Here is a 25,175-nt window from a genome sequence, read left to right on the forward strand (position 1 = left end):
GTAGATGGCTATTTTGCATAATCAATTAATTAAAATCAATAATTAAGCAGAGGTAACCTCTGAATCGGGATCTCCATTAGCAATTGGTTTTAATAACAAGAAGAAAGCAACAACAGCTATTACTGTCATAGCAACACCTAACCATACTGCCACAGTATAATCTAAGCCAAAGCCAATTTTCGCATATGCTAAATAAGTTGCCGAAACCATTGTCATAAATATAGCCGGTATAGTACAAATCCAATGAAATTTCTTATAACGATAGAGATATGCCCCAGCTGTCCATAACATCACCATTGCCGTAGTTTGGTTTGCCCAACCAAAATAACGCCAAATCACTTGGAAATCTACTTTAGAGATAATGAATCCTATAACGAATAATGGAATAGCAATAATTAATCGTTTAACTAAATGGCGCTGATCAATTTTGAAAAATTCAGCGATAATTAATCGAGCTGCACGGAATGAAGTATCCCCAGAAGTAATTGGCAACACTACCACACCAAGTACTGCTAAGAAACCACCAAACATACCTAGCATAGTTGTTGCTGATTCATAAACTACTTGTGCCGGTGTTCCAGCTTTAATCGCTTCATTCATTAATTCAGGGCTATCATAGAAAGTTAAACCTACTGCACACCAAATAAGAGCAATAATACCCTCACCGATCATCGCACCATAGAATACAAACCTTCCTTCTTTTTCGTTTTCCATACAACGCGCCATTAATGGTGATTGTGTAGCGTGGAAACCTGAAACTGCACCGCAAGCAATAGTTACAAATAATAATGGCCAAAGTGGTAAACCTGATGGATTAAGATTTTTAAAGAAATCCGTTAATGATATATCTCCGCCAAAGGAATGGAACAAAGGTTTGCCTTCAACTAATAATGCAATGAACATTCCTGCAGACATAAATAACAATAAAGCACCGAATAATGGGTAGATTCGACCAATAATTTTATCTACCGGCACAAGTGTGGCTACAATATAGTAGGCAAAAATAATTAATGTCCAAATAGCTAAAGTTGAACTTTTATCAAAAGAAACATCAAAGAAACGTGGTAATTCATTAACTGTAAGGTTAGTCAATAAATTAGCAGGTGAAGTAACAAATACTACCCCAACTAATACCAACAATAGCAGTGCCAAAATATTCATAAAATGTTTGGCTGGTTGTCCTAAATATTTACCGGCTAAATTAGGCACGGAAGCACCACCATTACGCACACTCAACATACCACTAAAATAATCGTGTACTGCTCCAGCAAAAATACAACCAAAAACAATCCATAACATTGCTACTGGCCCGTATAATGCACCAAGTATTGGTCCAAAAATTGGCCCAGTCCCTGCAATATTTAATAATTGAATTAACCAAATTTTGCCTTTAGACATAGGAACATAGTCAACACCATCTGCCATTAAATGTGCTGGCGTTTCACGTTTAGGATTAATCTTAAAAACTTTCTCTACGATAGATCCATAAATAAAATAGCCAGCTATTAATAAAGCAACTGCAATAATGAACCACAACATAATTTCACCTTTAACAATAGTTGTTCAAAACGGACAAATTCTAGCAAAAGCCTTAACTTATTGTTAAAAATTTCTGTAAAGATGTGATTAATATCACAACAATCCGCTTTATATGATTAAATTTTTAGCAGTTATAACTAAAAATAGTTATAAATTTTAGCCTAAAAAGTAATCTAAATGTTAAAGCGGTAGATAACCTGATTAGCAGAACCACGCCAAACCAGACTTGGATCTGCCTGCTCTTGTATGAACTTACCATCAATCAAAACATCAATATACTGTAACATTTCTCGCTGTTGTTGATTTAATTCCGCTAAACGATACCCTGTCCAGCACCAAATATCTTTGCCTTTGCACTCCGTTTTAATGCGTTTCACTAATGGCAACAGTCTTTCAACATTTCGCGGATGTAGCGGATCGCCGCCGGAGAGCGATAGCCCCTGACGACGAATACGTGTATCCTGTAAATCCCGAATAATCTGTTCTTCCATAGCATCGGTAAAAGGCACACCGGCATCAAACGACCAACTTTTTTGGTTATAACAGCCTCGACACTGGTGAGTACAACCGGCAACGAACAGCGTGCAGCGTGTTCCTTCACCGTTAACGACATCAACCGGATAATATTGTAGATAATTCATTTTCAAGCCTTATAAATGTTTAACCCGTCTTTTTACCTCTTCCTGTTTTCCAGGATTAAAAGGTCTGGCATCCGGACTGCCCAAATAACCGCACACCCGGCGAATAACCGACACTTTAGCACTATCGTGATTACCGCATTTCGGACAAACAAAGCCTTTACTGGTACACTCAAATTCACCGGTAAATCCACACTGATAACACTCATCGATCGGCGTATTAGTACCATAATAAGGCACTCGGTCATAACTATAATCCCAGACATCCTCCAAAGCTTTTAGGTTATGTTGCAAATTAGGATACTCTCCATAGCAGATAAAACCGCCGCTCGCTAAAGGCGGATACACCATTTCAAAATCCAATTTATCGTAAGGATTCACTTTTTTCTCAACATCCAAATGGAAGCTGTTGGTGTAATAACCTTTGTCGGTTACCCCTTCAACAACGCCGAACTGCTTGCTGTCCAAACGACAAAAACGATCACACAGGCTCTCACTTGGTGTTGAATATAAACTGAAAGCATAGCCGGTTTCCGCCTGCCATTTTTTGGTTGCTTCGCTGAGATAACGCACAATTGCCACACCTTTTTCCCGTAATTTGTCAGAATCAAAAATATGACCTTGTCCATATAACGCATTGATCGTTTCGTGAATACCGATATAACCGAGTGAAATTGAAGCTCTGCCCTGCTTAAAGATGTCTGCAACATTGTCATCTGCTTTCAATCTCACTCCGCAAGCGCCCTCCATATAGAGAATCGGTGCTACTCTTGCCTTGGTTTGTTCCAAGCGTGCAATTCGGGTTAATAAGGCTTGTTTAGCAATCGCTAAACGCTGATCTAAAATATGATAAAAACGTTGTTCATCGTGTTGAGCCTCCAACGCAATACGCGGTAAATTAATGCTCACCACACCAAGATTATTACGTCCGGCGTGAATTTCCTTACCATTCTCAACATAACGCCCTAAGAAACTACGACAGCCCATCGGTGCTTTAAATGAACCTGTCACTTTCACCACCTGATCATAATTAAGAATATCCGGATACATTCTTTTAGACGCACATTCCAATGCCAACCGTTTAATATCATAATTCGGATCTTGTGGCTGCTGATTTAAACCACGTTTAATCGTAAACACTAATTTAGGAAATACAGCGGTTTTATGGTTTTTGCCTAAGCCTACAATACGATTCTGCAAAATCGAACGTTGAATTAATTTTGCCTGCCAACTTGTCCCCAGCCCAAAACCGAAGGTAACAAATGGAGTTTGTCCATTAGCGGTATGCAACGTATTGACTTCATACTCCAAAGATTGAAATGCATCAAAGCACTCTTTTTCGATTAAAGCTTTTGCATACCCCTCCCGATCAGGAATATGCCACACTTCTGCATTATGCAGATGTTTTTGGTAACTTTTTTCAACATAAGGCGCTAACACTTCGTCCAAGCGATCAATGGTTGTTCCACCATAAATATGGCTCGCCACTTGAGCAATAATTTGAGCGGTTACCGCCGTTGCAGTTGTAATCGATTTTGGCGGCTCAATTTCAGCATTGCCCATTTTAAAACCATTGGTCAACATTCCCTGCAAATCAACCAACATACAGTTAAACATTGGGAAAAATGGGGAATAATCCAAATCGTGATAGTGAATTTCGCCACGTTCGTGTGCCTGAACCACCTCTTTCGGCAACAAATAACTTTTCGCATAATGACGTGCAACAATGCCTGCCAATAAATCTCGTTGTGTCGGAATCACTTTCGCATCTTTATTGGCATTTTCATTCATTAGCAGCACATTATTTTGTTCAATCAGCCCTTCAATTTCTTGCGTTAATTGGCTGCGTTTTTCACGCTCTTTATCTCTATCGTGGCGATATTCAATATAAGCACGCGCTACTTGAGGATACCGGCTTTGCATTAAATGGTTTTCGACCACCTGTTGAATATCAGCAATATCAATCTGTTGATTCACCCCGTTCAGAATTTCAAAACTGATTTCCTGACTGAGTTGTTCAAAATAGCCGTCATCCTCAATATTGACCGCCTGTGCTGCCTTTTTCATCGCATTTAAAATAAATTGAGCATCAAACTGCGCTTTAGATCCATCACGTTTAATCACAATCGGTAAAACAGAGAGATCTTGATAATTTACAGAATTAAGTTGTTGTTGAGAGGTATAAGTGAGCATAGCAATCTCCTTTTTTAAAATCGGGAGATACTATATATAGATATTTTTCATAATGCAAACACAATATATTGTGTTTTGTTGCTATTTTTCAGTGCATTTTACTAACTTGTAAAATGTTTTTTCCTGCTTCAAAAAAGATAGCCATTATGCCTTAGTGGCACTATAATCACTAATATTTAACAAATTTAACATTTCTAAAATTTATTTTTCCTACTGATAAACAAAGGAGTGTTTTATGAACAATAAACAATCTCTCATTCAACAACTGCAACAGATCGTTGGCAAACCATACCTACTTACCGATGAAGCCAAAACCTTACCTTATCGACAAGGTTTCCGTTTTGGAGAGGGCAAAGCGATCGCCGTTGCGTTGCCGGGATCACTGTTGGAACAGTGGAAAATTTTACAAGCCTGTGTTGCTGCCGATGTGATTGTGATAACACAAGCTACCAATACCGGATTAACCGGCGGCTCTACACCGGACGGCAATGATTACGATAGAGATATTGTGATCGTCAACACGATGCGTTTAGACAAAATCCAAACGATTAACAATGCAGAACAAGCAATCTGCTTACCGGGAAGCACCTTATTTAAGTTGGAACAAAAGTTAGCTAAACACGGCAGAGAGGCACACTCCGTGATTGGTTCGTCCTGTTTAGGCGCATCTGTATTAGGCGGTATTTGCAATAATTCCGGCGGTTCTTTGGTTCAGCGTGGGCCGGCTTATACACAAATGGCGCTCTTTGCACAAATTGATCAGCAAGGAGAATTAAAATTGGTCAACCATCTAGGCGTTGATTTAGGCTCTTCACCTGAAGAAATTTTAACCCGTTTAGAAAATCAAGATTATACAGAGCAAGATATTCATAATGATGTCGGTGTCGGACACGATCACTACTATTGCGATCACGTACGTCAAGTTGATGAAGACACGCCGGCACGCTTTAATGCCGATCCTAACCGTTTATATGAGGCCTCCGGCTGCGCCGGTAAATTGATGGTTTTCGCGGTTCGGGTAGATACTTTCCCATTAGAAAAAAATACACAGGTTTTCTATATCGGTACTAATGATATTCACGAACTAAATGATATTCGTCGCACCATTTTAGCTGAATTTAAACAGTTGCCAATTTCAGGTGAATATATTCATCGCGAGGCATTTGATGTTGCAGCAATCTATGGCAAAGACACATTCTGGGCAATTAAAATTCTTGGCACTAACAACTTACCTAAATTATTTAAATTAAAGAATAATGTTGATCGTTTTTGTCACAAAATCCCGTTTTTACCGGAAAATATCTCCGATAAATTAATGCAACTTGCAAGCCATCTATTACCACAACATTTACCGCAAAAACTGCGTGATTATCGTGATCAATATGAACATCATTTGATTTTAAAAATGGCAAATAACGGTATTAATGAAGCCAGAAACTTTTTACAAGACTATTTCTCGAATAAGGGTGGTGCATTTTTTGAATGCAATCCACAAGAGGCGCAAGCAGCAATGCTACACCGTTTTGCAGTTGCCGGCGCAGCGGTACGTTATCGCATTATTCACCACCAACAGGTGGAAGATATTGTCGCACTGGATGTTGCTTTACGCCGTAATGACAGAGAATGGTTTGAAACCTTACCGGACAACATTAATCAAAAATGTATCCATAAACTCTATTATGGACACTTTATGTGCCACGTTTTCCATCAGGATTACATCATTAAAAAAGGTGTGGATACTCAGCAGCTAGAAGAAGAAATGTTGGTATTACTGGATCAACGCGGTGCGCAATATCCGGCAGAACACAACGTTGGGCATCTTTATCATGCCAAACCGACTTTGAAAAAATTCTATCAACAGTTAGATCCGACAAATAGTTTCAATCCGGGTATCGGTAAAACATCTAAGAAAAAATATTGGGCATAAACCTAAAAACAAAAACCACATTGTCTAAAACAATGTGGTTTTTAATCTTTGATGATGACAGCAATTATTTTCTAATTACTAATACAACAGATTCTCCGGCAACTGCTTCACCAGATTTTTTCTCCATATGTGTCACTTCATCCATATTAGAGATAACAATTGGAGTTAATACTGATTTTGCCTTTGCTTCCAATAATTCAAGATCTAATTCGATTACTGTATCACCACGTTTCACAGTTTGTCCTTCTTGTGCAACACGATTAAAACCTTCACCTTTTAGTTCTACCGTATCAATACCAAAGTGGACAAATAATTCAACACCTTCTTTTGACTCCATTGAGAAAGCGTGATTAGTTTCAAAAATCTTACCGATAACACCATCAACCGGTGCTACAATTTTATTGCCGGTAGGACGAATTGCAACTCCATCGCCTACGATTTTCTCAGAAAATACAACATCTGGAACATCTTCAATATTAACAATTTCACCTGTTAACGGTGCATAAATCTGCACTTCAACAGATTTATTTTCTTTAGAACCGAATAGTTTATCGAATAAACCCATTTTCTTCTCCTTATCAGAATCATTTCTAAGCTCAAGCTGTGCTTAATATTAGCGGAAAATTTTATATTTGTATCTAATTTAATGCTTTTTCAGCTAAAAAATTAGAAATAAGTTGTTCAATATCTTCTGCTGTAGGCTGCTGTAAAACTTCTTTTGCAAGATCCTGTGCATCCTGATAATTTACATTACGGATTAATTTCTTAATTTTCGGCACAGAAATTGCACTCATACTGAACTCATCCAAGCCCATACCAAGCAATAGTATGGTTGCTTTTTCATCCCCAGCTAATTCACCACACATTCCTGTCCATTTCCCCTCAGCGTGTGAAGCATCAATTACTTGTTTGATTAATGATAATACTGAAGGTGTCAATGGATTATAAAGATGAGAAATCAATTCATTACCACGATCCACTGCCAATGTATATTGTGTTAAGTCATTTGTTCCGATACTAAAGAAATCAACTTCTTTCGCTAAGAATTTAGCATTAACAGCTGCTGACGGTGTTTCAACCATTACGCCAACTTGAATATTCTCATCAAAATCTTTACCTTCTTCACGTAACTGTTGTTTTAATGTTTCCAATACCGCTTTCAATTCCCGCACTTCCTCAACGGAAATGATCATTGGAAACATTACAGCTAATTTACCAAATGCTGAAGCACGTAAAACCGCTCTTAACTGAGCAATTAAAATTTCTCGACGATCCAACGCAATACGGATAGCGCGCCAACCTAAGAAAGGGTTCATCTCTTTCGGCAAATTCATATAAGGCAAATCTTTATCGCCACCAATATCCATTGTACGTAAAATAACTAAACGGTTTTTCATCGCTTCCACTACCGCTTTATATGCTTGGAATTGCTCTTCTTCGCTTGGTAGCTGATCACGATCCATAAATAAAAATTCTGTACGATATAAACCAACACCTTCCGCACCATTACGTTCTGCTCCATCAATATCACGAATTGTCCCAATATTGGCACAAACATCAACTTGACGACCATCTAACGTAACTGCTGGCAAATCTTTTAATTTAATTAATTCCGCTTTTTCTTCTTTATATTTTTGTTCTAATGCTCGTAAATGGCTTATTTCTTCTTCTGTAGGATTAACATAAACAGCATTATTAATTGCATCAAGTACAACATAATCACCGGTATTAATGCGTGAAGTAACATCATTTGTACCAACAATTGCAGGTAATTCTAAAGAACGTGCCATAATAGAGGTATGGGATGTTCTTCCTCCAATATCAGTAATAAAACCAAGCACTTTATCTAAATTAAGCTGTGCAGTTTCTGATGGAGTAAGATCATATGCTACTAAAATAGATTCTTCCGAAATTTCACCCAAATCTATAATGTTCATACCTAAAATATTTTTCAATAAACGATTTCCAATATCACGAATATCTCCGGCACGCTCTTTAAGATATTCATCATCAATATCAGAAAGCATTGCGACTTGCTGATCAATAATGACAGAAGCCGCAACATCCGCTGTTACTTTATGTTCTTTTAAATAAGCTATGATTTCTTCTTCCAACTCCTCATCTTCCAAGATCATTAAATGACCTTCAAAAATGGCTTCTTTTTCTTCACCTAAAGTTTGACGTGCCTTTTCCTTGATTGCAGTTAACTGTGCTACCGCCGCTTCTCTACCTCTGTAGAATCGAGCAACTTCGCTTTCCACTTCATCATCGGAAATTTTACGTTTATCAAGAACAATTTGTTCCTCTTTCAATACTAAGGCTTTACCAAAAACAATGCCTGGGGAAGCTAAAATACCTGAAATCATAATATAACCTTCTTTAAAATCACTAAATAGAACAGAATGATAACTTCGGAATAAATTATTCTAAAGTCGGAATTAATGCGACAAGATGATCAACCGCCGCAACTTCATCTTCACCTTCTGCAGAGATAGTGATTGTAGTACCTTGAGTTAACCCTAAGGTTTGTAATTTAAACAAACTCTTTGCACTTGCACTTTTACCGCCTGAAGTCACGGTAATATCTGATGAGAAACCTTTGGCTTCTTTTACAAATTGAGCAGCTGGACGAGTGTGTAAACCATTTGGCGCAGTGATGGTAATTTCTTGAGAATACATTTTTCTCTCCTTAAATCTCATAGATGGTTAAATAAAAAATAACTACACTTTATCGTTTAACTGCAACGCAAAATGTAGAATAGCAACATTTTTTCAATATTTATTTTATTTTATAAAATAAATGTCATCGCTAGTATCGACATTCTTCGCTAAGAATCAAGTATAAATCCTCGAAAATTTGCGTTACCGCACAAAATTACGTATTTTTATTAAATAATTTTAAGAAAAAATAACCCAGTTGCCGAATATTTAAACAGAAATCAAATACTTTTTTCTTTTCTCATCTTAGCGCTACTAAAATGTCGTTGGGATTTTGTTTCATTTTTAGCTGCAATTAAACGGTGATAATTTTCCAAACGGATAGGATCAATCACGCCTTCTTCTACCGCCTCTCTTATTGAGCATCCCGGATCTTGAAGATGTTTACAGTCTTTAAACTTACAAGTCCCCAAATAAGGTAAAAATTCTCGATAACCACGAGTAATATCATCAGTTTCTAAATGCCACAACCCGAATTCACGAATACCGGGTGAATCGATCAAATTGCCACCTTGTGGTAAATGGTAAAGCGTTGATGCTGTCGTCGTATGCTGTCCTAAACCAGAAGATTCACTGACTTCCCCCACTTCCGTTTTAATTTCTGGGAGAATAGCATTCACCAAGCTGGACTTTCCAACACCTGATTGCCCAACAAAAATAGAGTTTCCCTGCGATAATAATGTTGTCAGTTCATTCATCCCTTCGCCCGTTAAAGTGGACAACATTAAGGTTTGATAGCCTATTTTCTGATAAATCATCAGTAAATTTTTTACTTTGTCACGTTGTTCATCATCTAACAAATCCACCTTATTAACGATGATAATAGGTGTAATATTTGCCTTTTCACAAATCACTAAATAGCGGTCAATAATATTTAATGACAATTTTGGCATAATAGCTGAAACGATAGCGATTTGATCAATATTGGCGGCAATAACCTTTAAGCCATCGTAATAATCCGGACGAGTCAACTCACTTTGGCGTGGGTGTTTTGCTTCAATCACACCGCTAATACCATCCATTTCCTGTAAGCCTTTGCGCCAAATAACTCGATCACCGACCACAATATCAGCCAACGTTCGACGTAAATTACAGCGAAACTTTTCTCCTTGGATATTTTCTACATCAGCGTGTTGCGAATAACGTGTCACAACAACACCCTCTTCCACCGCCCCCAACATATCCTCACTCCAAGCATCTTGCTGTTTTAATTGTTGTTGATGTTTATGCAAATTTCTATGCTGATTAGAGGCTATTCGCCGTTGTTGATTGTACGTCAGCTTACGTTTACTCAATTTCGCTCCTTATCGTTTTTATAAAAATAGCGTAAAATGTTGCACAAAATTAGAATAAAGGATACCCGATATATGCAATTAGATAAACAAAATCTCATCTGGATTGATTTAGAAATGACAGGACTTGATCCTAATAAAGACAGGATCATTGAAATAGCTACTATTATTACTGATAAAAACTTGAATATTCTTGCAGAAGGCCCAGTATTAGCAATCAAACAAGATGATAAAGTTTTGGCTGGAATGAATGAATGGTGCCAAAAAACACATAATGCAAACGGCTTAATTGAGCGAGTTCGACAAAGTAAATTAACAGAACGTGCAGCTGAATTACAAACTATTGATTTTCTGAAAAAATGGGTACCCAAAGGAGCTTCACCAATTTGCGGTAACAGCGTTGCACAAGATAAACGTTTCATTTTTAACTATATGCCCGACTTAGCCGATTATTTTCATTATCGCTATCTTGATGTTAGTACATTGAAAGAATTGGCTGCCCGTTGGAAACCGGAAATTTTATCGGGCTTTAAAAAGAAAAATTCACATTTAGCATTGGATGATATTCGCGAATCTATTGCTGAATTAGCGTACTATCGCCAACACTTTATCAATCTTGATTAATCGACTGCTTGATAAATCATCAGATTTTCTTGTTCGGTAGTTGCACTGACGAAAAATATTCGTATAATGCACTACCGTTATGCGGGAATAGCTCAGTTGGTAGAGCACGACCTTGCCAAGGTCGGGGTCGCGAGTTCGAGCCTCGTTTCCCGCTCCATTTTTCCTCCTATTTTTCTATAATGCGGGAATAGCTCAGTTGGTAGAGCACGACCTTGCCAAGGTCGGGGTCGCGAGTTCGAGCCTCGTTTCCCGCTCCAATTTTTTTATTTTTATCAAAATGTATTTACCAATTTGAGAGTAAGATCACATTTCTGATTTTTGCTACTCTAGATTCTCTTTTTTTATTTGACAGCTGTTGCAATTACCTTTAAAAACTTAACTGTTTTTTAACGGGAGTTATCACTAATGATTACATTTTCCTATACTAGCGAACATTCATTACTTGTCTTATTACCGCCTCCGGCAGAATTAAGTAAACAACAAAGAATTTGGTTTATGGCTGATTCCGCACGTCATTTCACTGATGTAGAAGAAGTCGTTGTCGGTATGAATAATTTCACTATCTATTATCATATTGATACTGATATAACGGCATTAGAGAAAAAACTGAAGCAGTTATGGCAACAATCAGAACGGCAACAATTTCAGCATCAACCACGATTAATCGAAATTCCAGTTCATTACGGTGGAGAGTTTGGTGAGGATCTTTTTACTGTTGCCCAATTTCATCAAACTACCACCAAAGAGATTATTCATCGCCACACCACATCTACCTACACCGTATTTATGATGGGATTCCAACCAGGATTTCCCTATTTAGGTGGTCTACCGAAAAATTTACATACACCAAGACGTAGCCAACCTCGCACCAAAGTACCTGCTGGTTCAGTTGGCATCGGTGGTAGTCAAACCGGAGTTTACCCATTTACTTCACCGGGAGGTTGGCAACTTATCGGTAGAACAGAAATGCCACTTTTTGATATTCAACAAACTCCCCCGGTTCTATTGCAAGCTGGTGATAATGTTCGTTTTATCGCAGAGAGTATTCAACTATGATTTATATTGAAAATATCAATGCATTTGCTCACATTCAAGATTTAGGACGTTTCGGATATCGCAATTTCGGGATTGGTCACGCAGGCGCAATGGATACACTTGCATTACAAGCAGGAAATATTTTATTACATAATGAAGAAAATACTCCTGCAATTGAAATTACACTAGGGGGATTAAGCATTACTTTCGATTGCGATACCCCATTTTGTATCACTGGTGCATTATGTGAAGCTAATCTTGATGATACACCAATCTACTCCTATTGGCGTTATACTGCCAAAGCTAGACAACGCTTAACAATTAAACGTATCACACAAGGAAATTATGCTTATCTCTGTGTCGCTGGTGGTTTTTTAGTACCTAAAGTATTGGATTCTTACAGTACAGATATCAAGGCAGCTTTTGGCGGTTATTGCGGTCGTTTATTAAAAGCAGGTGATCATATTCCTACGGTAAAACGCGACCAAACATTATCATCTATCGGTATCGAGCCTATTTCTTTTACTAACCATATTTATGTGATTACTTCCTCTGAATTTGATTCTTTTACCACAGAAAGTCAGCAAAGTTTTACAGAACAAGCGTGGAAATTAGCAGCAAACAGTAACCGTATGGGCTACCGTTTCTACGGCGAACAACCTTTGAAATTAAAAAGTACACTCGAAATGCTTTCTTATGCCGCACCAATGGGGACAATACAAGTACCACCGGACGGTCAACCGATAATTTTAATGGCAGATACACAAACTACCGGAGGTTACCCTAAATTGGGTTGTGTTATTCAAGCTGATCTTGGACGTTTAGCTCAAAACCCTTTTGGTAGCGAGATCTATTTCCAATTAACTTCACGACAATACGCATTAGAAATTTATCAAAAAAATCAGAATTATCTCAACAATATACGGAGAGTTATAAATGAAACACGTTGATTTGAATGTTGATCTCGCCGAAGGCTGTAGTAACGATCAACACTTATTGCAGTTAGTCACTTCCGCTAATATTGCCTGCGGACTACACGCCGGTGATTTTAATGAAATGCATAAAGCAATTCGATGGGCTAAAGAAAACAATGTGCGTATCGGTGCACATCCCAGTTTTCCGGATAGAGAAAATTTTGGACGCACCAATATGCAGTTACCCGATGAAGAGCTAAAAGCCTGTTTGCTATACCAACTCGGTGCCGTCAAAGCCTTATGTGATGCCGAAGGTGTTTCACTATCCTATGTTAAGCCTCACGGTGCGTTATACAATCAAGCAGCTAAAGATGAATCGTTGGCAACATTAATTGCGCTAACGATTAAGCAATTTGATCCTTCACTTAAACTGATGGGTTTATCCGGCAGTTTAATGTTAAAAGTCGCACAGCAGCACGGCTTGGGCATTATTTCAGAAGTGTTTGCAGATCGTCATTATTTAGCTGACGGTTCCTTAGTACCACGTTCTCAAGCAAATGCATTAGTAGATAATGATGACGAAGCAATTAGCCAAGTTCTACAAATGGTCTTACAAGGTTCGGTGAAAACTGTTGATGGGAAAGATGTTTCTATCCAAGCGGACAGTATCTGTTTACACGGAGATGGAGAACACGCAATTTTATTTGCTGAAAAAATTCGTAAGGCATTAATTGAACACCAAATTCATTTAACCCCTAATTAATTTAATCATATAAAAAGGAGTACCTATGATAAAAAATCGTAGCGCATTACTCGGTGCCGCTTTTTTAATGGCAACCTCTGCTATCGGACCGGGATTTCTCACACAAACTGCCACCTTTACTCAATCGTTATTAGCCAGTTTCGGCTTTGTTATTCTACTTTCCATTCTATTAGATATTGGAGCTCAACTTAATATTTGGCGAATCGTTGCCGTTTCAGAAAAGAAAGCTCAAGATATTGCTAATCAAGTACTACCAGGCGCAGGTTATTTCCTTGCTGTTCTGATAGTGATGGGAGGATTAGCTTTTAACATAGGAAACGTTGGTGGCGCTGGTCTCGGTTTAAATATTTTAACTGGGCTTGAACCCGAAGTAGGAGCTATCATCAGTGGTGCAATTGCGGTAGGTATTTTCTTATTTAAAGAGGCTGGGAAAATAATGGATCGATTTGCACAATTAATGGGGTTTGTGATGATTGCACTCACTATTTATGTTGCCGTCAATGCACAGCCTCCATTAGCAGATGCTGCCGTACACACATTTGTCCCAGAAAAAATTGATGTTATCGCTATCGTTACTCTTGTTGGGGGAACAGTTGGTGGGTATATCACTTTTGCCGGTGCGCACAGATTACTTGATGCCGGCATCAAAGGACAAGATTCATTAAAAGAAGTCAGTAAAAGTTCTGTTTCTGCTATTTTAATCGCCTCTATTATGCGTGTCGTACTCTTTTTGGCAGTGCTTGGTGTTGTTTCCTTAGGCGTTAAACTAAACCCCGCCAATCCAGCTTCCACTCCATTTTCTCACGTTGCCGGTAATGTAGGGCTGATTATCTTCGGTATCGTGATTTGGGCCGCATCCATTACATCTGTTATCGGGGCTGCTTATACATCAGTTTCATTCATTACCAGTTTTTCACCAGCAATTGAAAAACATAAAAACTACTGGATTATTGCCTTTATAGTTATATCAACAGCCGTATTAGCAACAGTAGGTAAACCTGCGCAAGTTTTAGTTTTTGTCGGAACATTAAACGGTTTAATTCTACCTATATCGTTGGGGTTAATTTTATTAGCCGCACACAAAACAAAAATTGTTGGCAACTATAAACATCCAATCTGGATGACAATATCAGGTGCTATCGTTGTTATTTTAATGGCAATTTTAAGTGCAATCACTTTATCTAAATACATTGGAGGATTATTCAGTTAATCTCTTGTGAAGTAGAAATAAAGTGCCAATAACAAAATTTCTTTTGATCCACTTCACAGAATTGCAAAAATTTTTATGCAAACTCAATTTGACTGTTATAAAGTATTTTACAAATTCTAAACTTAGCATCTTAAGCTAAGATCACCACTCACTAAAAATGGGAAGAGCATTTTCTTCCCTCTCTTTTTAGTAATAATTGACAGACTTGAAATCAATGCAAGGAGTTGTTTATGACTAAACTGGAACTCTTAATGGAAGGCGTAAATCTTATGTTTTCCGGTATGGGCTTCGTGATCGGTTTTCTTATTTTACTGATCTTTCTAATTAGCCTAATGTCCAATATGATTAATCGCTTTTCCCCTCCTCCACTTGCAACTACATCCACTGAGAACTCTCAAATTTCAGCACCAAAAACAACAGATGATATCGAACGGTTGCGCCCGGTCATCATTGCTGCAATAGCGCACCATCGTCGTCAACAAGGAATCAAGTAAGGAACTAAATTATGACAGTACAAGCTAAAAAAATCGCAATTACCGATGTCGTTTTACGCGATGCTCATCAATCTTTATTCGCCACTCGTTTACGTTTAAAAGATATGTTACCAATTGCCGCTGAGTTGGATAAAGTCGGCTATTGGTCTTTAGAAGCTTGGGGTGGTGCTACTTTTGATGCCTGTATCCGTTTTTTAGGCGAAGATCCTTGGGTTCGTTTGCGTGAATTGAAAAAAGCAATGCCAAAAACGCCTTTGCAAATGCTTTTACGCGGTCAAAATATTCTTGGTTATCGTCATTATGCCGATGATGTGGTCGATCGCTTTGTTGAACGCGCCGTCGCCAACGGAATGAGCGTATTCCGCGTTTTCGATGCGATGAACGATCCTCGTAATATGAAACAAGCATTGACCGCTGTGCGAAAAAATGGTGGTCACGCACAAGGTACATTGAGCTACACCACCAGTCCGGTTCATACTTTGGAAACCTGGTTGGATACTACTGAGCAATTACTTGAAATCGGTATTGATTCTCTTGTTATCAAGGATATGTCAGGTATTTTAACGCCAATGGCGGCTTATGAACTGGTCAGTGCAATCAAAAAACGGTTTGATGTTCGCTTGCATTTACACTGCCACTCTACAACCGGTATGGCAGAAATGGCTCAATTAAAGGCAATTGAAGCCGGGGTTGACGGTATCGACACTTCCATTTCTTCAATGAGTGGAACTTATGGTCATCCGGCTACAGAGTCAATGGTTGCCACATTACAAAATACGCCTTACGACACCGGGCTTGATCTGCATAAAATTGAAAAAATTGCAGCTTATTTCCGTGAGGTTCGTAAAAAATATGTTGCTTTTGAAGGTCAATTAAAAGGCGTTGATAGCCGAATTTTAGTCGCACAGGTTCCAGGTGGAATGTTGACCAACTTGGAAAGCCAATTAAAACAACAAAATGCCTCTGATAAATTGGATCTTGTATTAAAAGAAATTCCACAAGTACGCAAAGATTTAGGCTATATTCCACTGGTAACACCAACTTCTCAAATTGTCGGCACTCAATCAGTGATCAATGTTTTAATGGGCGAACGTTATAAAAATATCGCCAAAGAAACCGCCGGCATTCTAAAAGGAGAATATGGCAAAACACCGGCGCCAGTTAATGCCGAACTTCAAGCCCGTGTTTTAGAAGGAAAACAGCCAATTACCGACCGTCCAGCAGACCATATTGCACCGGAAATGGATAAGTTAATCACAGAAGTAAAACAACAGGCGGCAGAAAAAGGAATTAAACTGGCAAAAGATGAAATTGATGATGTGCTTATTGTTGCATTATTCCCTCAAGTCGGTTGGAAGTTCCTTGAAAATCGTAATAATCCAGCGGCATTTGAACCTGAACCAACCGGTAAACCTGTTGAAAAAGCCGCAGTTAAAGCAGAGGTTAAACCGGCTACTGCAGAATCTGCGATTTATACCGTTGAACTTGAAGGCAAAGCCTTCGTAGTGAAAGTCAGCAACGGTGGCAACATTGATCAAATTGCAGCCAGCCAACCGCAAACTCCTATTCCTACGCCAATACCAACACCTATTGCCTCACCTGCTGCTCCGGCTACACCAGCTTCATCATCCTCTCAAGGCGAACCAGTAAACGCACCAATGGCAGGATCAATTGTTAAAGTCGTTGTTACAGAAGGACAACAGGTAGCACAAGATGATGTGTTGCTTGTACTTGAAGCGATGAAAATGGAAACTCAAATCTGTGCTGCCAAAGCTGGTACCGTACAGGGCATTAAAATCAAAGCAGGCGATATGGTCGCCGTTGGTGATACGCTAATGACATTAGTCTAGGGACATCAATATGGAAAGTTTTGTTGCATTAATACAAGGTATGGGGTTATGGCACCTCAGCCTTGGTCAAGCCATAATGATGGCGGTCAGCCTACTCTTAATCTGGTTGGCGATTGCCCGTCAGTTTGAACCGCTGTTATTGCTGCCAATCGGTTTTGGTGGATTATTATCCAACATTCCCGAAGCCGGTCTAGCAATGACGGCTTTAGATAATTTATTACATCAAGGCATTGCCGATCAATTAACACTGGTTGCCGCTAAACTCGGCAGTGCCGGTGATCCGGCTTCTATTAAAGCGGTATTAACCACTGCACTGCCTTCCGTACAAGAAGAGTTGGAAAGTTTGGCAACCGATTTAGGTTACACGCCGGGCGTTTTGGCACAGTTTTATCACGTTGCTATCCACTCTGGTGTCGCTCCGTTGATTATCTTTATGGGAGTCGGGGCAATGACTGATTTCGGTCCATTAATTGCTAATCCTAAAACATTATTACTTGGTGCAGCAGCACAATTCGGTATTTTTGCCACCGTTCTGGGTGCATTAGCATTAAACTATTTCGGCATTATTGAATTTACTTTACCGCAATCAGCAGCCATCGGAATTATCGGTGGGGCGGATGGACCGACTGCAATCTATTTAGCCAGCAAATTAGCACCAGAGTTACTGGGAGCAATTGCCGTTGCCGCATACTCTTATATGGCTTTGGTGCCACTAATCCAACCGCCAATTATGCGAGCATTAACTTCTGAACAAGAACGAAAAATTCGTATGGTGCAATTACGTCCGGTCAGCAAAAGGGAAAAAATTCTATTCCCTATCATCTTGTTACTGTTAGTTGCGCTATTACTTCCAGATGCTGCGCCGTTGTTAGGGATGTTCTGTTTCGGAAATTTAATGCGTGAAAGTGGCGTTGTAGAACGTCTAAGTGACACAGCACAAAATGCATTAATTAATACCGTAACAATTTTCTTGGGGCTTTCTGTTGGAGCCAAGCTGGTTGCAGATAAATTCTTACAACCTCAAACACTTGGTATTCTTGCATTGGGAGTGATTGCATTCTGTATCGGTACTGCTAGCGGTGTTTTAATGGGCAAATTGATGAATCGCTTCAGTAAAACCCCATTAAATCCATTAATTGGTGCTGCTGGCGTTTCCGCTGTGCCTATGGCTGCACGCGTTGCCAATAAATTAGGTTTAGAAGCGGATAAACAAAACTTCTTACTAATGCACGCAATGGGGCCGAATGTTGCCGGAGTTATCGGTTCAGCAATTGCTGCCGGCGTGATGTTGAAATATATTTCAGCATTGATGTCATAATAAACAAAATTTGTTAAATTAATTCATCAAGGGGAATATTATTATTCCCCTATCCCCCAAAAAAAACATCACCTTTATTAAAAAAATATTTCAAATTTATTTTTCAAATGTTAATATCGGATCAATTTTTAACCGCTAGAGGAGATCCAATATGGAACGCATACTTAAAGATCAAACAGCAAATCCTGCACCGCTTGGTTTATTTGGTTTTGCGATGACGACCTTCCTTCTAAATCTGCATAATGCCGGTTTCTACCAGCTCGATGTAATGATTATGAGTATGGGGATTTTTTATGGCGGATTGGCGCAATTTATTGCTGGGATTATGGAGTGGAAAAAAGGTAACACTTTTGGCTTTACCGCTTTCTGTTCCTATGGCGCATTTTGGTTAGCACTTGTTTTCATTTGGGTCGCCCCTCTAGCCGGATTAACCGCCGTCAATTCAACATCACTAGGCTTTTTCTTATTAATTTGGGGATTGCTCTCTTGTGTGATGTTTATTGGCACTTTAGCCGGCAACACTATCGGAAAACTGGTTTTCGGCTCGTTGGTTATCCTATTTTTCTTATTAGCGGCTGCCAATTTTCTCCACAGCGAAACATTGCATACTATTGCCGGTATTGTAGGATTGATTTGTGCAGCATTCGCCTTTTATGAAGCCGCCGCCTTAGTAATTAATGGCAAATTCGGCGGAACTGTTTTAGCCTTATAATAATTAGTGCGCAATTATCCACAAAAATGTCCGAAAAATTCGGACATTTTAACATCAAGATGAATCTTAGGATTAGCTTTTCCAAACTCCTTTAAAGCCGGCACTAACCAACGTGCACAAAATGTTGGGTGGGAAACAAGATTAAGCGTTTCTGTTTCAGCACCGTGTGCCATCACATCAATCGTAGAAAGCTCGATTTGTTTCAAGATATTTTCAATTTCAATATAAAACTTTTTACCAACTGGTGTGAGATAAAGACTTTGTGAAGAGCGTTCAAACAGTTGTAACTGTAACAAATCTTCCAGTTGCGCCACCTGTTTGCTAACGGCACTTTGTGTCATATACAATTCCTGAGCAGCTTTAGTAAAACTTAAATGTCTGGCAGCAGTTTCAAAACATTGCATTGCGGTAGTTGAAGGGTATTTGCGGAAACAAAGCATAATGAAAGATCTCTACGATAATTAAGGCATACGCCTCAGTTTATGCTTTTCGCTTATTTTTTACAATCTTGTAACAAATAAAATTTATCCGATTTCAATAATTTTGCTATGATAAGCAACTTTTCTATCTTTTTTCAGGATTGTAGGATTTTTTATGGCAGAATCATTAACTCTTTTTCTTGCGAATGAAGAGGCTACTATTGCTTTAGGGCAAAAATTAAGTCGTTTTTTACTCACCCCGACACAAAATTTTGTAATCTATCTTAATGGGCAACTTGGTGCTGGTAAAACTACCCTAACGAGATCAATTATTCAAGCAATGGGCTATCAAGGCAATGTAAAAAGCCCAACTTACGCTTTAGTGGAAGAGTATCATTTGCCACAAAAGAGCATTTACCATTTTGATCTGTACCGGTTAAGCGATCCGGAAGAGTTAGAGTTTATCGGTTTCCGTGACTATTTTCGTGAAAATGCACTCTGCTTGCTAGAGTGGGCAGAAAAAGGTGGTGACATAATTCCACAACCTGATTTGCTCATCAATATTGAATATCAGGAACAAGCACGCCAAATCACACTCATTGCAAATTCAAATATCGCTGCTCAAATGATTTGCGCTTTAAAGTCAGATCCAGCAAAATAACGGCTGCTGTTTTTACTGTAAATAACTAACCTGTTGATATTAAAGAATAAGATGAAGAAATTAACGCTATTTGTTTATTGGTTAATCACACTGCTATGTTTTTCCGTCAGTTTGTCGAGCGTTGCCGGCACATTAAAATCGATCAATATCAGTAATAACAATAAAGAAACCAGAGTCGATTTTCGCTTTAGTTTTCCAACAAAATATAGTTATTTTTATCTTGAAAAACCAAATCGTTTAATCATAGATTTTTCTAATAGTGATAGCGTTCGTGGCATTTTACCTCGTAAGAATAACACTAATCTACAAAGCATTGAACAAGCAAAAGCAGCTCGTCCAAATAATCTTAGAGTTGTATTACGGCTAGAACAAAGTGTTCGTGCCATTTTTATGCACAACAACAATACCATTTCAGTAAAAATTGCTAATCCGAACGGTACAAATAAAACGGTTGCTGTCAAAAATAATGATAAAAAAAGCATCCCCTCAAAAACAAACCGAAAAGAAGCAAGTGTTAATTTTACGCCACCAACTACAACACCATATCGTGCATCTACATACATTGTAGCCATTGACCCAGGACACGGTGGTAAAGATCCAGGTGCTATTGGTAAAATTCTAAAAATCAAAGAAAAAAATATCACTCTTTCTATTGCTAAAGAGCTAAAAGCATTGCTTGACCGAGATCCAAACTTTAAAGCAGTTTTAACTCGTTCCGGCGATTATTTTATTTCTGTGCCGGATCGTTCTGATATTGCGCGTAAATATAAAGCTAATTTTTTGATTTCTATCCACGCTGATTCGGCACCAAGTGCTTCGCCAAAAGGAGCTTCCGTATGGGTTTTATCCAATCGTAGAGCCAACAGTGAAATGGGAAAATGGCTTGAAGATCACGAAAAACAGTCAGAACTATTGGGTGGTGCCGGTAATGTGCTATCCACACATAATGAAAAATATTTAGGGCAAACCGTACTTGACTTACAATTTGGGCATTCGCAACGGGTAGGTTACGAACTTGGTGATAATATTTTACGCCGTTTCGGTCAAATTGCTCAATTAAGTCGCAAAGAACCACAACACGCCAGCCTTGGCGTACTACGTGCACCAGATATTCCATCGGTATTAGTTGAAACCGGATTTGTTAGTAATAAGATTGAGGAGCAAAAACTGAATACTCTCTCTTATCGCCGTCAAATTGCTCACGCTATTTACCTCGGCTTAGTCGATTATCGTAAAAATAATCTAAGCAACAACCATAATATGGAAAATACATCTCTTCAGACAAACAGGGATAAGCAACTGCAAAATAAAAATAAAGACAAAAATGAGAAATTACCAACATTCCATACTGTCAGGAAAGATGAGACGCTATATCAGATTTCACGAACTTACAATATTTCTGTTAACAGACTATTAAAGCTAAATCCTAAATTAAATCCAGATCATCTTTTAGTCGGACAAAAAGTACGATTAACGGAGAATTAATTATGCCTATTCAAATACTACCTCCACTTCTCGCTAACCAAATTGCCGCTGGGGAAGTGGTTGAACGCCCAGCTTCCGTTGTCAAAGAGTTGATTGAAAACAGTCTTGATGCCGGAGCTGATAAAATCCAAATTGATATAGAACAAAGTGGCAGTCGTTTGATCCGTATTCGTGACAATGGCTATGGCATTGCGAAAGAGGAAATTCAACTTTCTTTAGTACGCCACGCTACTAGCAAAATCGCCACTTTGGATGATTTGGAAAATATTTTAAGTTTAGGTTTCCGTGGTGAAGCCTTAGCTAGTATCAGTTCCGTTTCTCGTTTAACGCTGACTTCTCGAACAGCGGAACAGACCGAAGCGTGGCAAGTTTATGCCCAAGGGCAGGAAATGGATACTACCATCAAACCGGCTTCTCATCCAATCGGTACAACTGTTGAGGTAGAAAATCTCTTTTTTAATACCCCCGCACGCCGTAAATTTTTGCGTTCCGATAAAACTGAATTCGCCCATATTGATGAGGTGGTGAAAAGAATTGCATTAGCAAAACCGACAGTGCATTTTACATTAACTCATAATGGGAAATTGATTCACCAATATAAAGCAGCAAATGACACTAACAGCCAATTAAAACGTCTTGCGACAATTTGTGGTACTGACTTTACCGAACACGCTTTACGTATTGATTGGCAATATGAAGAAATGCACTTACAAGGTTGGGTAGCAGAACCAAGATTTTTCCGTTCTCAAAATGATTTTAACTTCAGTTATGTCAATGGCAGAATGATGAAAGACAAAGTGATTTTACACGCCGTTCGCCAAGCCTATGCCGATTATCTTTCGCCTGATCAATATCCTGCTTTTATTTTATTTCTCGATCTCGATCCTACTTTGGTTGATGTGAATGTTCACCCTACTAAACACGAAGTACGTTTTCATCAGGCACGCTTAGTACACGATTTTATTTTACAAGGTGTTGCCAATGCATTGGCACAAACGACAGAATTATTTGCACAAAACGATAAAACCGCTATGGTTGTCGAATCAGAAAAATCGCAAAATATTGCTGAACCTAATGCTCATTATCAATCAACTCTCAACCTAGATAATACATTTCCTCCGGCATTCAAAAATAATCGACAAGCCGCTGGAGATAATATTTTTAATACAAATGCAATAAACCGTTGGGCAACCCCTCATTCCCCTCAAAATGATAAAGCTGCTTATCGTCAATATGAGAAATTACTGCAATCTTCACATTCAGACAAAAATATTTCATCTGAATCTCTCAGTAGTAATCATTCTACTACAACAGAAACAGACGTTATTATGCCATCATCGAATCGAACCGAACAAAATGATGATCACTTGAAAGTCTTAACCTTATTGCCTCAAGGCTATTTATGCTTACAGCAACAAGAACAGCTGTATTTATTGTCAATACAAAAATTACAACAGTTGCATTGTAGTTTACAGCTACAAAAACCAGATAAACCGATGCAAGCTTTGCTGATTCCAACAACATTTCAGTTAGATAACTCTCAATTGGAAAATTTTAACCAATATCAAACGTTTTTCACTCAAGCCGGTTTTCATATTCAATGTTACGATCAGCGTATTACTATTACTCAAGTAGCAACGCTATTACGACAACAAAATCTACAACAGATTGTAATTTCGTTACTTAGTCAAACGTTTGATGATTTTCCTCAATTTTTAAATTCCGTTTGCCAACAAATTACATTTAAACCTATTAGTGTATTGGCAGATGCCATTACTTTATTACAGGATACGGAACAATTATTGCCGGGAAACCAAGATATTATGCAATATTGTCACCAAATTGACTTAACGCCTTATTTCGTTACAAATTAACATTATGGATAAAAAACCGCTTGCACTCTTTTTAATGGGACCGACTGCATCAGGCAAAACCGGTCTGGCATTACAATTAGCAAAAAAAATACCTTGTGAAATTATCAGTGTCGACTCTGCACTTATTTATCGAGGAATGGACATTGGCACAGCCAAACCGACAACGGAAGAATTAGCTATCGCACCACATCATCTAATTGATATTAAAGATCCTGCAGAAAGCTATTCTGCTGCCGATTTTCGTAATGATGCTTTAACTTTAATGCAAAAGATTGCTGCTAAAGGAAAAATTCCATTGCTGGTTGGTGGCACAATGCTCTATTACAAGGCCTTATTGGAAGGGCTTTCTCCACTACCACAGGCAAATGCTGAAATCAGAACGCAAATAGAAAAACAAGCAGAACAAATAGGATGGCAAGGGTTACATCAGCAACTTGCGGTAATTGATCCTCAATCAGCACAACGTATCCATCCAAATGATCCACAACGTATTAATCGTGCATTGGAAGTTTATTACTTAACCGGAAAATCACTGACTGAATTAACTGAACAAAAAGGAGAACCTTTACCTTATCAACTGTTGCAATTTGCTATTACTCCAAAAGAACGTGCTATTTTGCATCAGCGTATAGAGCTTCGTTTCCAACAGATGTTGGAACAAGGTTTTCAACAAGAGGTAGAAAAACTCTTCGCTAGAAAGGATCTGCACTTAAATTTACCATCCATTCGTTGTGTCGGTTATCGTCAAATGTGGGAATTTCTACAAGGAAAATATGATTTTGCAGAAATGAAATATCGTAGCATTTGTGCTACAAGACAACTAGCAAAACGGCAAATTACTTGGCTTCGTGGTTGGAATTCACCAATAAATTGGCTGGATAGTCTAAATATCAAACAATCAGAGCAAGAAATTCTTGAAAAAATAGCACAAAATTAAAGATAAATTCCTGATCAGTTAATTTCATTGATGACAGCACAAAATATTATTGTTATATTGTTGCATAAGCTGTTTAAAGCTGGTTCAGTTTCTTAGTTTAATCGATTGCATAGCTACTAAAACTAAGATCTTACAGACATTATTGATTATTTTAATAAAAAAGGAAAAGAAAATGGCAAAAGGACAATCATTACAAGATCCTTATTTAAATGCACTTCGTCGTGAACGTATTCCGGTTTCAATCTACCTCGTAAACGGTATTAAGTTGCAAGGTCAAATTGAATCATTTGACCAATTTGTTATTCTTCTTAAAAATACTGTAAGCCAAATGGTATATAAACACGCTATTTCTACTGTTGTCCCTGCACGCGCAATTTCTCATCATAATCATCAAGCAAATGCAGTCAATCAGGAAGAAGACCTCGCCGTAACAAGCGAAGAAGAATAATTTGTGACAAATTAACTTAGATTCAGGATTTCCTTTATTCTTTAAAGGGAATCTATTCTTATTATTCTTTCAAATATCCTTTATCTATTAAGATAAAGGATTTTTTATTAACAGCTTAGTGAAG

At 38.3% G+C, this 25,175-nt stretch carries 22 protein-coding genes, 2 tRNA genes and 2 pseudogenes; 18 read left to right on the plus strand and 8 right to left on the minus strand.

Annotation, left to right across the window (positions count from 1 at the left end; all coding sequences use genetic code 11):
- Nucleotides 1–42: 42 nt before the first annotated feature.
- The 3 genes from QV04_RS00455 to nrdD form a co-directional block, all read right to left on the minus strand.
- Nucleotides 43–1,539, minus strand: a complete 1,497-nt coding sequence (locus tag QV04_RS00455; protein WP_065230525.1) for a carbon starvation protein A — start codon at nucleotides 1,537–1,539, stop codon at nucleotides 43–45.
- Between the two features lie 173 nt (nucleotides 1,540–1,712).
- Nucleotides 1,713–2,180, minus strand: coding sequence for an anaerobic ribonucleoside-triphosphate reductase-activating protein (nrdG, locus tag QV04_RS00460; RefSeq protein ID WP_013746759.1), 468 nt, complete (start codon nucleotides 2,178–2,180; stop codon nucleotides 1,713–1,715).
- Nucleotides 2,181–2,189: 9 nt separating this feature from the next.
- Nucleotides 2,190–4,370 (minus strand): anaerobic ribonucleoside-triphosphate reductase, encoded by a 2,181-nt coding sequence (nrdD, locus tag QV04_RS00465; RefSeq protein WP_231924137.1) that lies wholly within the window; start codon nucleotides 4,368–4,370, stop codon nucleotides 2,190–2,192.
- A gap of 235 nt (nucleotides 4,371–4,605) precedes the next feature.
- Between nrdD and dld the strand changes: the two genes are divergently transcribed.
- Nucleotides 4,606–6,297 (plus strand): D-lactate dehydrogenase, encoded by a 1,692-nt coding sequence (gene dld, locus QV04_RS00470; RefSeq protein WP_065230526.1) that lies wholly within the window; start codon nucleotides 4,606–4,608, stop codon nucleotides 6,295–6,297.
- 64 nt (nucleotides 6,298–6,361) lie between these two features.
- Here the strand turns inward: dld and crr are convergent, their stop codons facing one another.
- The 4 genes from crr to rsgA all read right to left on the minus strand — a co-directional run bounded on the left by crr (nucleotide 6,362) and on the right by rsgA (nucleotide 10,310).
- Nucleotides 6,362–6,862 (minus strand): PTS glucose transporter subunit IIA, encoded by a 501-nt coding sequence (gene crr, locus QV04_RS00475; protein WP_039136462.1) that lies wholly within the window; start codon nucleotides 6,860–6,862, stop codon nucleotides 6,362–6,364.
- 73 nt (nucleotides 6,863–6,935) lie between these two features.
- Complete coding sequence (gene ptsI, locus QV04_RS00480; protein ID WP_065230527.1) at nucleotides 6,936–8,663, minus strand: phosphoenolpyruvate-protein phosphotransferase PtsI; 1,728 nt, start codon at nucleotides 8,661–8,663, stop codon at nucleotides 6,936–6,938.
- A 55-nt stretch (nucleotides 8,664–8,718) separates the two neighbouring features.
- Complete coding sequence (gene ptsH, locus QV04_RS00485; RefSeq protein WP_013746754.1) at nucleotides 8,719–8,976, minus strand: phosphocarrier protein Hpr; 258 nt, start codon at nucleotides 8,974–8,976, stop codon at nucleotides 8,719–8,721.
- 260 nt (nucleotides 8,977–9,236) lie between these two features.
- Nucleotides 9,237–10,310 (minus strand): small ribosomal subunit biogenesis GTPase RsgA, encoded by a 1,074-nt coding sequence (gene rsgA / locus QV04_RS00490; protein WP_065230528.1) that lies wholly within the window; start codon nucleotides 10,308–10,310, stop codon nucleotides 9,237–9,239.
- Nucleotides 10,311–10,382: 72 nt separating this feature from the next.
- Here rsgA and orn point away from each other — a divergent pair, with 72 nt between their 5' ends.
- From orn to QV04_RS00545, 11 genes are all read left to right on the plus strand, one after another.
- Nucleotides 10,383–10,931 carry an oligoribonuclease gene (gene orn / locus QV04_RS00495; protein ID WP_065230529.1) on the plus strand — a complete coding sequence of 183 codons (549 nt, stop codon included), beginning with the start codon at nucleotides 10,383–10,385 and terminating at the stop codon, nucleotides 10,929–10,931.
- A gap of 81 nt (nucleotides 10,932–11,012) precedes the next feature.
- Nucleotides 11,013–11,088 (plus strand) — tRNA-Gly (locus tag QV04_RS00500).
- Between the two features lie 24 nt (nucleotides 11,089–11,112).
- Nucleotides 11,113–11,188, plus strand: a tRNA-Gly gene (locus tag QV04_RS00505).
- A 148-nt stretch (nucleotides 11,189–11,336) separates the two neighbouring features.
- Nucleotides 11,337–11,987, plus strand: a complete 651-nt coding sequence (pxpB, locus tag QV04_RS00510; protein ID WP_065230530.1) for a 5-oxoprolinase subunit PxpB — start codon at nucleotides 11,337–11,339, stop codon at nucleotides 11,985–11,987.
- Nucleotides 11,984–12,916 (plus strand): biotin-dependent carboxyltransferase family protein, encoded by a 933-nt coding sequence (locus tag QV04_RS00515; protein WP_065230531.1) that lies wholly within the window; start codon nucleotides 11,984–11,986, stop codon nucleotides 12,914–12,916. The genes pxpB and QV04_RS00515 overlap by 4 nt, the downstream gene beginning before the upstream one ends.
- Nucleotides 12,903–13,643 carry a 5-oxoprolinase subunit PxpA gene (pxpA, locus tag QV04_RS00520; RefSeq protein ID WP_065230532.1) on the plus strand — a complete coding sequence of 247 codons (741 nt, stop codon included), beginning with the start codon at nucleotides 12,903–12,905 and terminating at the stop codon, nucleotides 13,641–13,643. Before QV04_RS00515 ends, pxpA begins: the two co-directional genes overlap by 14 nt.
- Before the next feature lie 25 nt (nucleotides 13,644–13,668).
- On the plus strand, nucleotides 13,669–14,853 hold the full coding sequence (locus QV04_RS00525; protein WP_065230533.1) for an NRAMP family divalent metal transporter: 1,185 nt from the start codon (nucleotides 13,669–13,671) through the stop codon (nucleotides 14,851–14,853).
- A 230-nt stretch (nucleotides 14,854–15,083) separates the two neighbouring features.
- Nucleotides 15,084–15,347 carry an oxaloacetate decarboxylase subunit gamma gene (locus QV04_RS00530; protein WP_039095279.1) on the plus strand — a complete coding sequence of 88 codons (264 nt, stop codon included), beginning with the start codon at nucleotides 15,084–15,086 and terminating at the stop codon, nucleotides 15,345–15,347.
- An 11-nt stretch (nucleotides 15,348–15,358) separates the two neighbouring features.
- A complete protein-coding gene (gene oadA / locus QV04_RS00535; protein ID WP_065230534.1) occupies nucleotides 15,359–17,197 on the plus strand; it encodes a sodium-extruding oxaloacetate decarboxylase subunit alpha in 1,839 nt (612 codons plus the stop codon).
- 10 nt (nucleotides 17,198–17,207) lie between these two features.
- Nucleotides 17,208–18,515 (plus strand): sodium ion-translocating decarboxylase subunit beta, encoded by a 1,308-nt coding sequence (locus QV04_RS00540; RefSeq protein WP_065230535.1) that lies wholly within the window; start codon nucleotides 17,208–17,210, stop codon nucleotides 18,513–18,515.
- A 151-nt stretch (nucleotides 18,516–18,666) separates the two neighbouring features.
- Nucleotides 18,667–19,227, plus strand: coding sequence for an acetate uptake transporter (locus QV04_RS00545; protein WP_065230536.1), 561 nt, complete (start codon nucleotides 18,667–18,669; stop codon nucleotides 19,225–19,227).
- Nucleotides 19,228–19,241: 14 nt separating this feature from the next.
- Here the strand turns inward: QV04_RS00545 and QV04_RS00550 are convergent, their stop codons facing one another.
- Nucleotides 19,242–19,667, minus strand: coding sequence for a LysR family transcriptional regulator (locus tag QV04_RS00550; protein ID WP_234702181.1), 426 nt, complete (start codon nucleotides 19,665–19,667; stop codon nucleotides 19,242–19,244).
- Nucleotides 19,668–19,821: 154 nt separating this feature from the next.
- Here QV04_RS00550 and tsaE point away from each other — a divergent pair, with 154 nt between their 5' ends.
- The 6 genes and pseudogenes from tsaE (at nucleotide 19,822) to hfq (ending at nucleotide 25,051) form a co-directional block, all read left to right on the plus strand.
- On the plus strand, nucleotides 19,822–20,307 hold the full coding sequence (gene tsaE, locus QV04_RS00555; RefSeq protein ID WP_065230537.1) for a tRNA (adenosine(37)-N6)-threonylcarbamoyltransferase complex ATPase subunit type 1 TsaE: 486 nt from the start codon (nucleotides 19,822–19,824) through the stop codon (nucleotides 20,305–20,307).
- A 51-nt stretch (nucleotides 20,308–20,358) separates the two neighbouring features.
- Nucleotides 20,359–20,676 (plus strand): annotated as a pseudogene (locus QV04_RS11935) (AMIN domain-containing protein); the annotation flags it as partial.
- A gap of 192 nt (nucleotides 20,677–20,868) precedes the next feature.
- Nucleotides 20,869–21,552, plus strand: a pseudogene (locus tag QV04_RS11940) (N-acetylmuramoyl-L-alanine amidase); the annotation flags it as partial.
- Between the two features lie 242 nt (nucleotides 21,553–21,794).
- Complete coding sequence (gene mutL, locus QV04_RS00565) at nucleotides 21,795–23,666, plus strand: DNA mismatch repair endonuclease MutL (RefSeq protein ID WP_065230539.1); 1,872 nt, start codon at nucleotides 21,795–21,797, stop codon at nucleotides 23,664–23,666.
- A 4-nt stretch (nucleotides 23,667–23,670) separates the two neighbouring features.
- On the plus strand, nucleotides 23,671–24,603 hold the full coding sequence (gene miaA, locus QV04_RS00570; RefSeq protein ID WP_065230540.1) for a tRNA (adenosine(37)-N6)-dimethylallyltransferase MiaA: 933 nt from the start codon (nucleotides 23,671–23,673) through the stop codon (nucleotides 24,601–24,603).
- A gap of 172 nt (nucleotides 24,604–24,775) precedes the next feature.
- The gene (gene hfq / locus QV04_RS00575) at nucleotides 24,776–25,051 is read left to right on the plus strand and encodes an RNA chaperone Hfq (RefSeq protein WP_065230541.1); all 276 of its coding nucleotides are present in this window, start codon (nucleotides 24,776–24,778) and stop codon (nucleotides 25,049–25,051) included.
- The last annotated feature ends 124 nt before the right edge of the window (nucleotides 25,052–25,175 follow it).

It is taken from the genome of Gallibacterium genomosp. 1, assembly GCF_001678575.1.
Lineage (GTDB): Bacteria > Pseudomonadota > Gammaproteobacteria > Enterobacterales > Pasteurellaceae > Gallibacterium.

Excerpts from the sequence above, each read along its gene's own strand:
- tsaE (WP_065230537.1), top strand. The coding sequence starts at position 19,822 with ATGGCAGAATCATTAACTCTTTTTCTTGCGAATGAAGAGGCTACTATT.
- miaA (WP_065230540.1), top strand. The coding sequence starts at position 23,671 with ATGGATAAAAAACCGCTTGCACTCTTTTTAATGGGACCGACTGCATCA.
- dld (WP_065230526.1), top strand. The coding sequence starts at position 4,606 with ATGAACAATAAACAATCTCTCATTCAACAACTGCAACAGATCGTTGGC.
- pxpB (WP_065230530.1), top strand. The coding sequence starts at position 11,337 with ATGATTACATTTTCCTATACTAGCGAACATTCATTACTTGTCTTATTA.
- QV04_RS00540 (WP_065230535.1), top strand. The coding sequence starts at position 17,208 with ATGGAAAGTTTTGTTGCATTAATACAAGGTATGGGGTTATGGCACCTC.
- oadA (WP_065230534.1), top strand. The coding sequence starts at position 15,359 with ATGACAGTACAAGCTAAAAAAATCGCAATTACCGATGTCGTTTTACGC.
- nrdG (WP_013746759.1), bottom strand. The coding sequence starts at position 2,180 with ATGAATTATCTACAATATTATCCGGTTGATGTCGTTAACGGTGAAGGA.
- pxpA (WP_065230532.1), top strand. The coding sequence starts at position 12,903 with ATGAAACACGTTGATTTGAATGTTGATCTCGCCGAAGGCTGTAGTAAC.
- QV04_RS00545 (WP_065230536.1), top strand. The coding sequence starts at position 18,667 with ATGGAACGCATACTTAAAGATCAAACAGCAAATCCTGCACCGCTTGGT.
- QV04_RS00455 (WP_065230525.1), bottom strand. The coding sequence starts at position 1,539 with ATGTTGTGGTTCATTATTGCAGTTGCTTTATTAATAGCTGGCTATTTT.
- crr (WP_039136462.1), bottom strand. The coding sequence starts at position 6,862 with ATGGGTTTATTCGATAAACTATTCGGTTCTAAAGAAAATAAATCTGTT.
- hfq (WP_065230541.1), top strand. The coding sequence starts at position 24,776 with ATGGCAAAAGGACAATCATTACAAGATCCTTATTTAAATGCACTTCGT.
- ptsH (WP_013746754.1), bottom strand. The coding sequence starts at position 8,976 with ATGTATTCTCAAGAAATTACCATCACTGCGCCAAATGGTTTACACACT.
- orn (WP_065230529.1), top strand. The coding sequence starts at position 10,383 with ATGCAATTAGATAAACAAAATCTCATCTGGATTGATTTAGAAATGACA.
- mutL (WP_065230539.1), top strand. The coding sequence starts at position 21,795 with ATGCCTATTCAAATACTACCTCCACTTCTCGCTAACCAAATTGCCGCT.
- QV04_RS00550 (WP_234702181.1), bottom strand. The coding sequence starts at position 19,667 with ATGCTTTGTTTCCGCAAATACCCTTCAACTACCGCAATGCAATGTTTT.
- QV04_RS00530 (WP_039095279.1), top strand. The coding sequence starts at position 15,084 with ATGACTAAACTGGAACTCTTAATGGAAGGCGTAAATCTTATGTTTTCC.
- nrdD (WP_231924137.1), bottom strand. The coding sequence starts at position 4,370 with ATGCTCACTTATACCTCTCAACAACAACTTAATTCTGTAAATTATCAA.
- QV04_RS00525 (WP_065230533.1), top strand. The coding sequence starts at position 13,669 with ATGATAAAAAATCGTAGCGCATTACTCGGTGCCGCTTTTTTAATGGCA.
- QV04_RS00515 (WP_065230531.1), top strand. The coding sequence starts at position 11,984 with ATGATTTATATTGAAAATATCAATGCATTTGCTCACATTCAAGATTTA.
- ptsI (WP_065230527.1), bottom strand. The coding sequence starts at position 8,663 with ATGATTTCAGGTATTTTAGCTTCCCCAGGCATTGTTTTTGGTAAAGCC.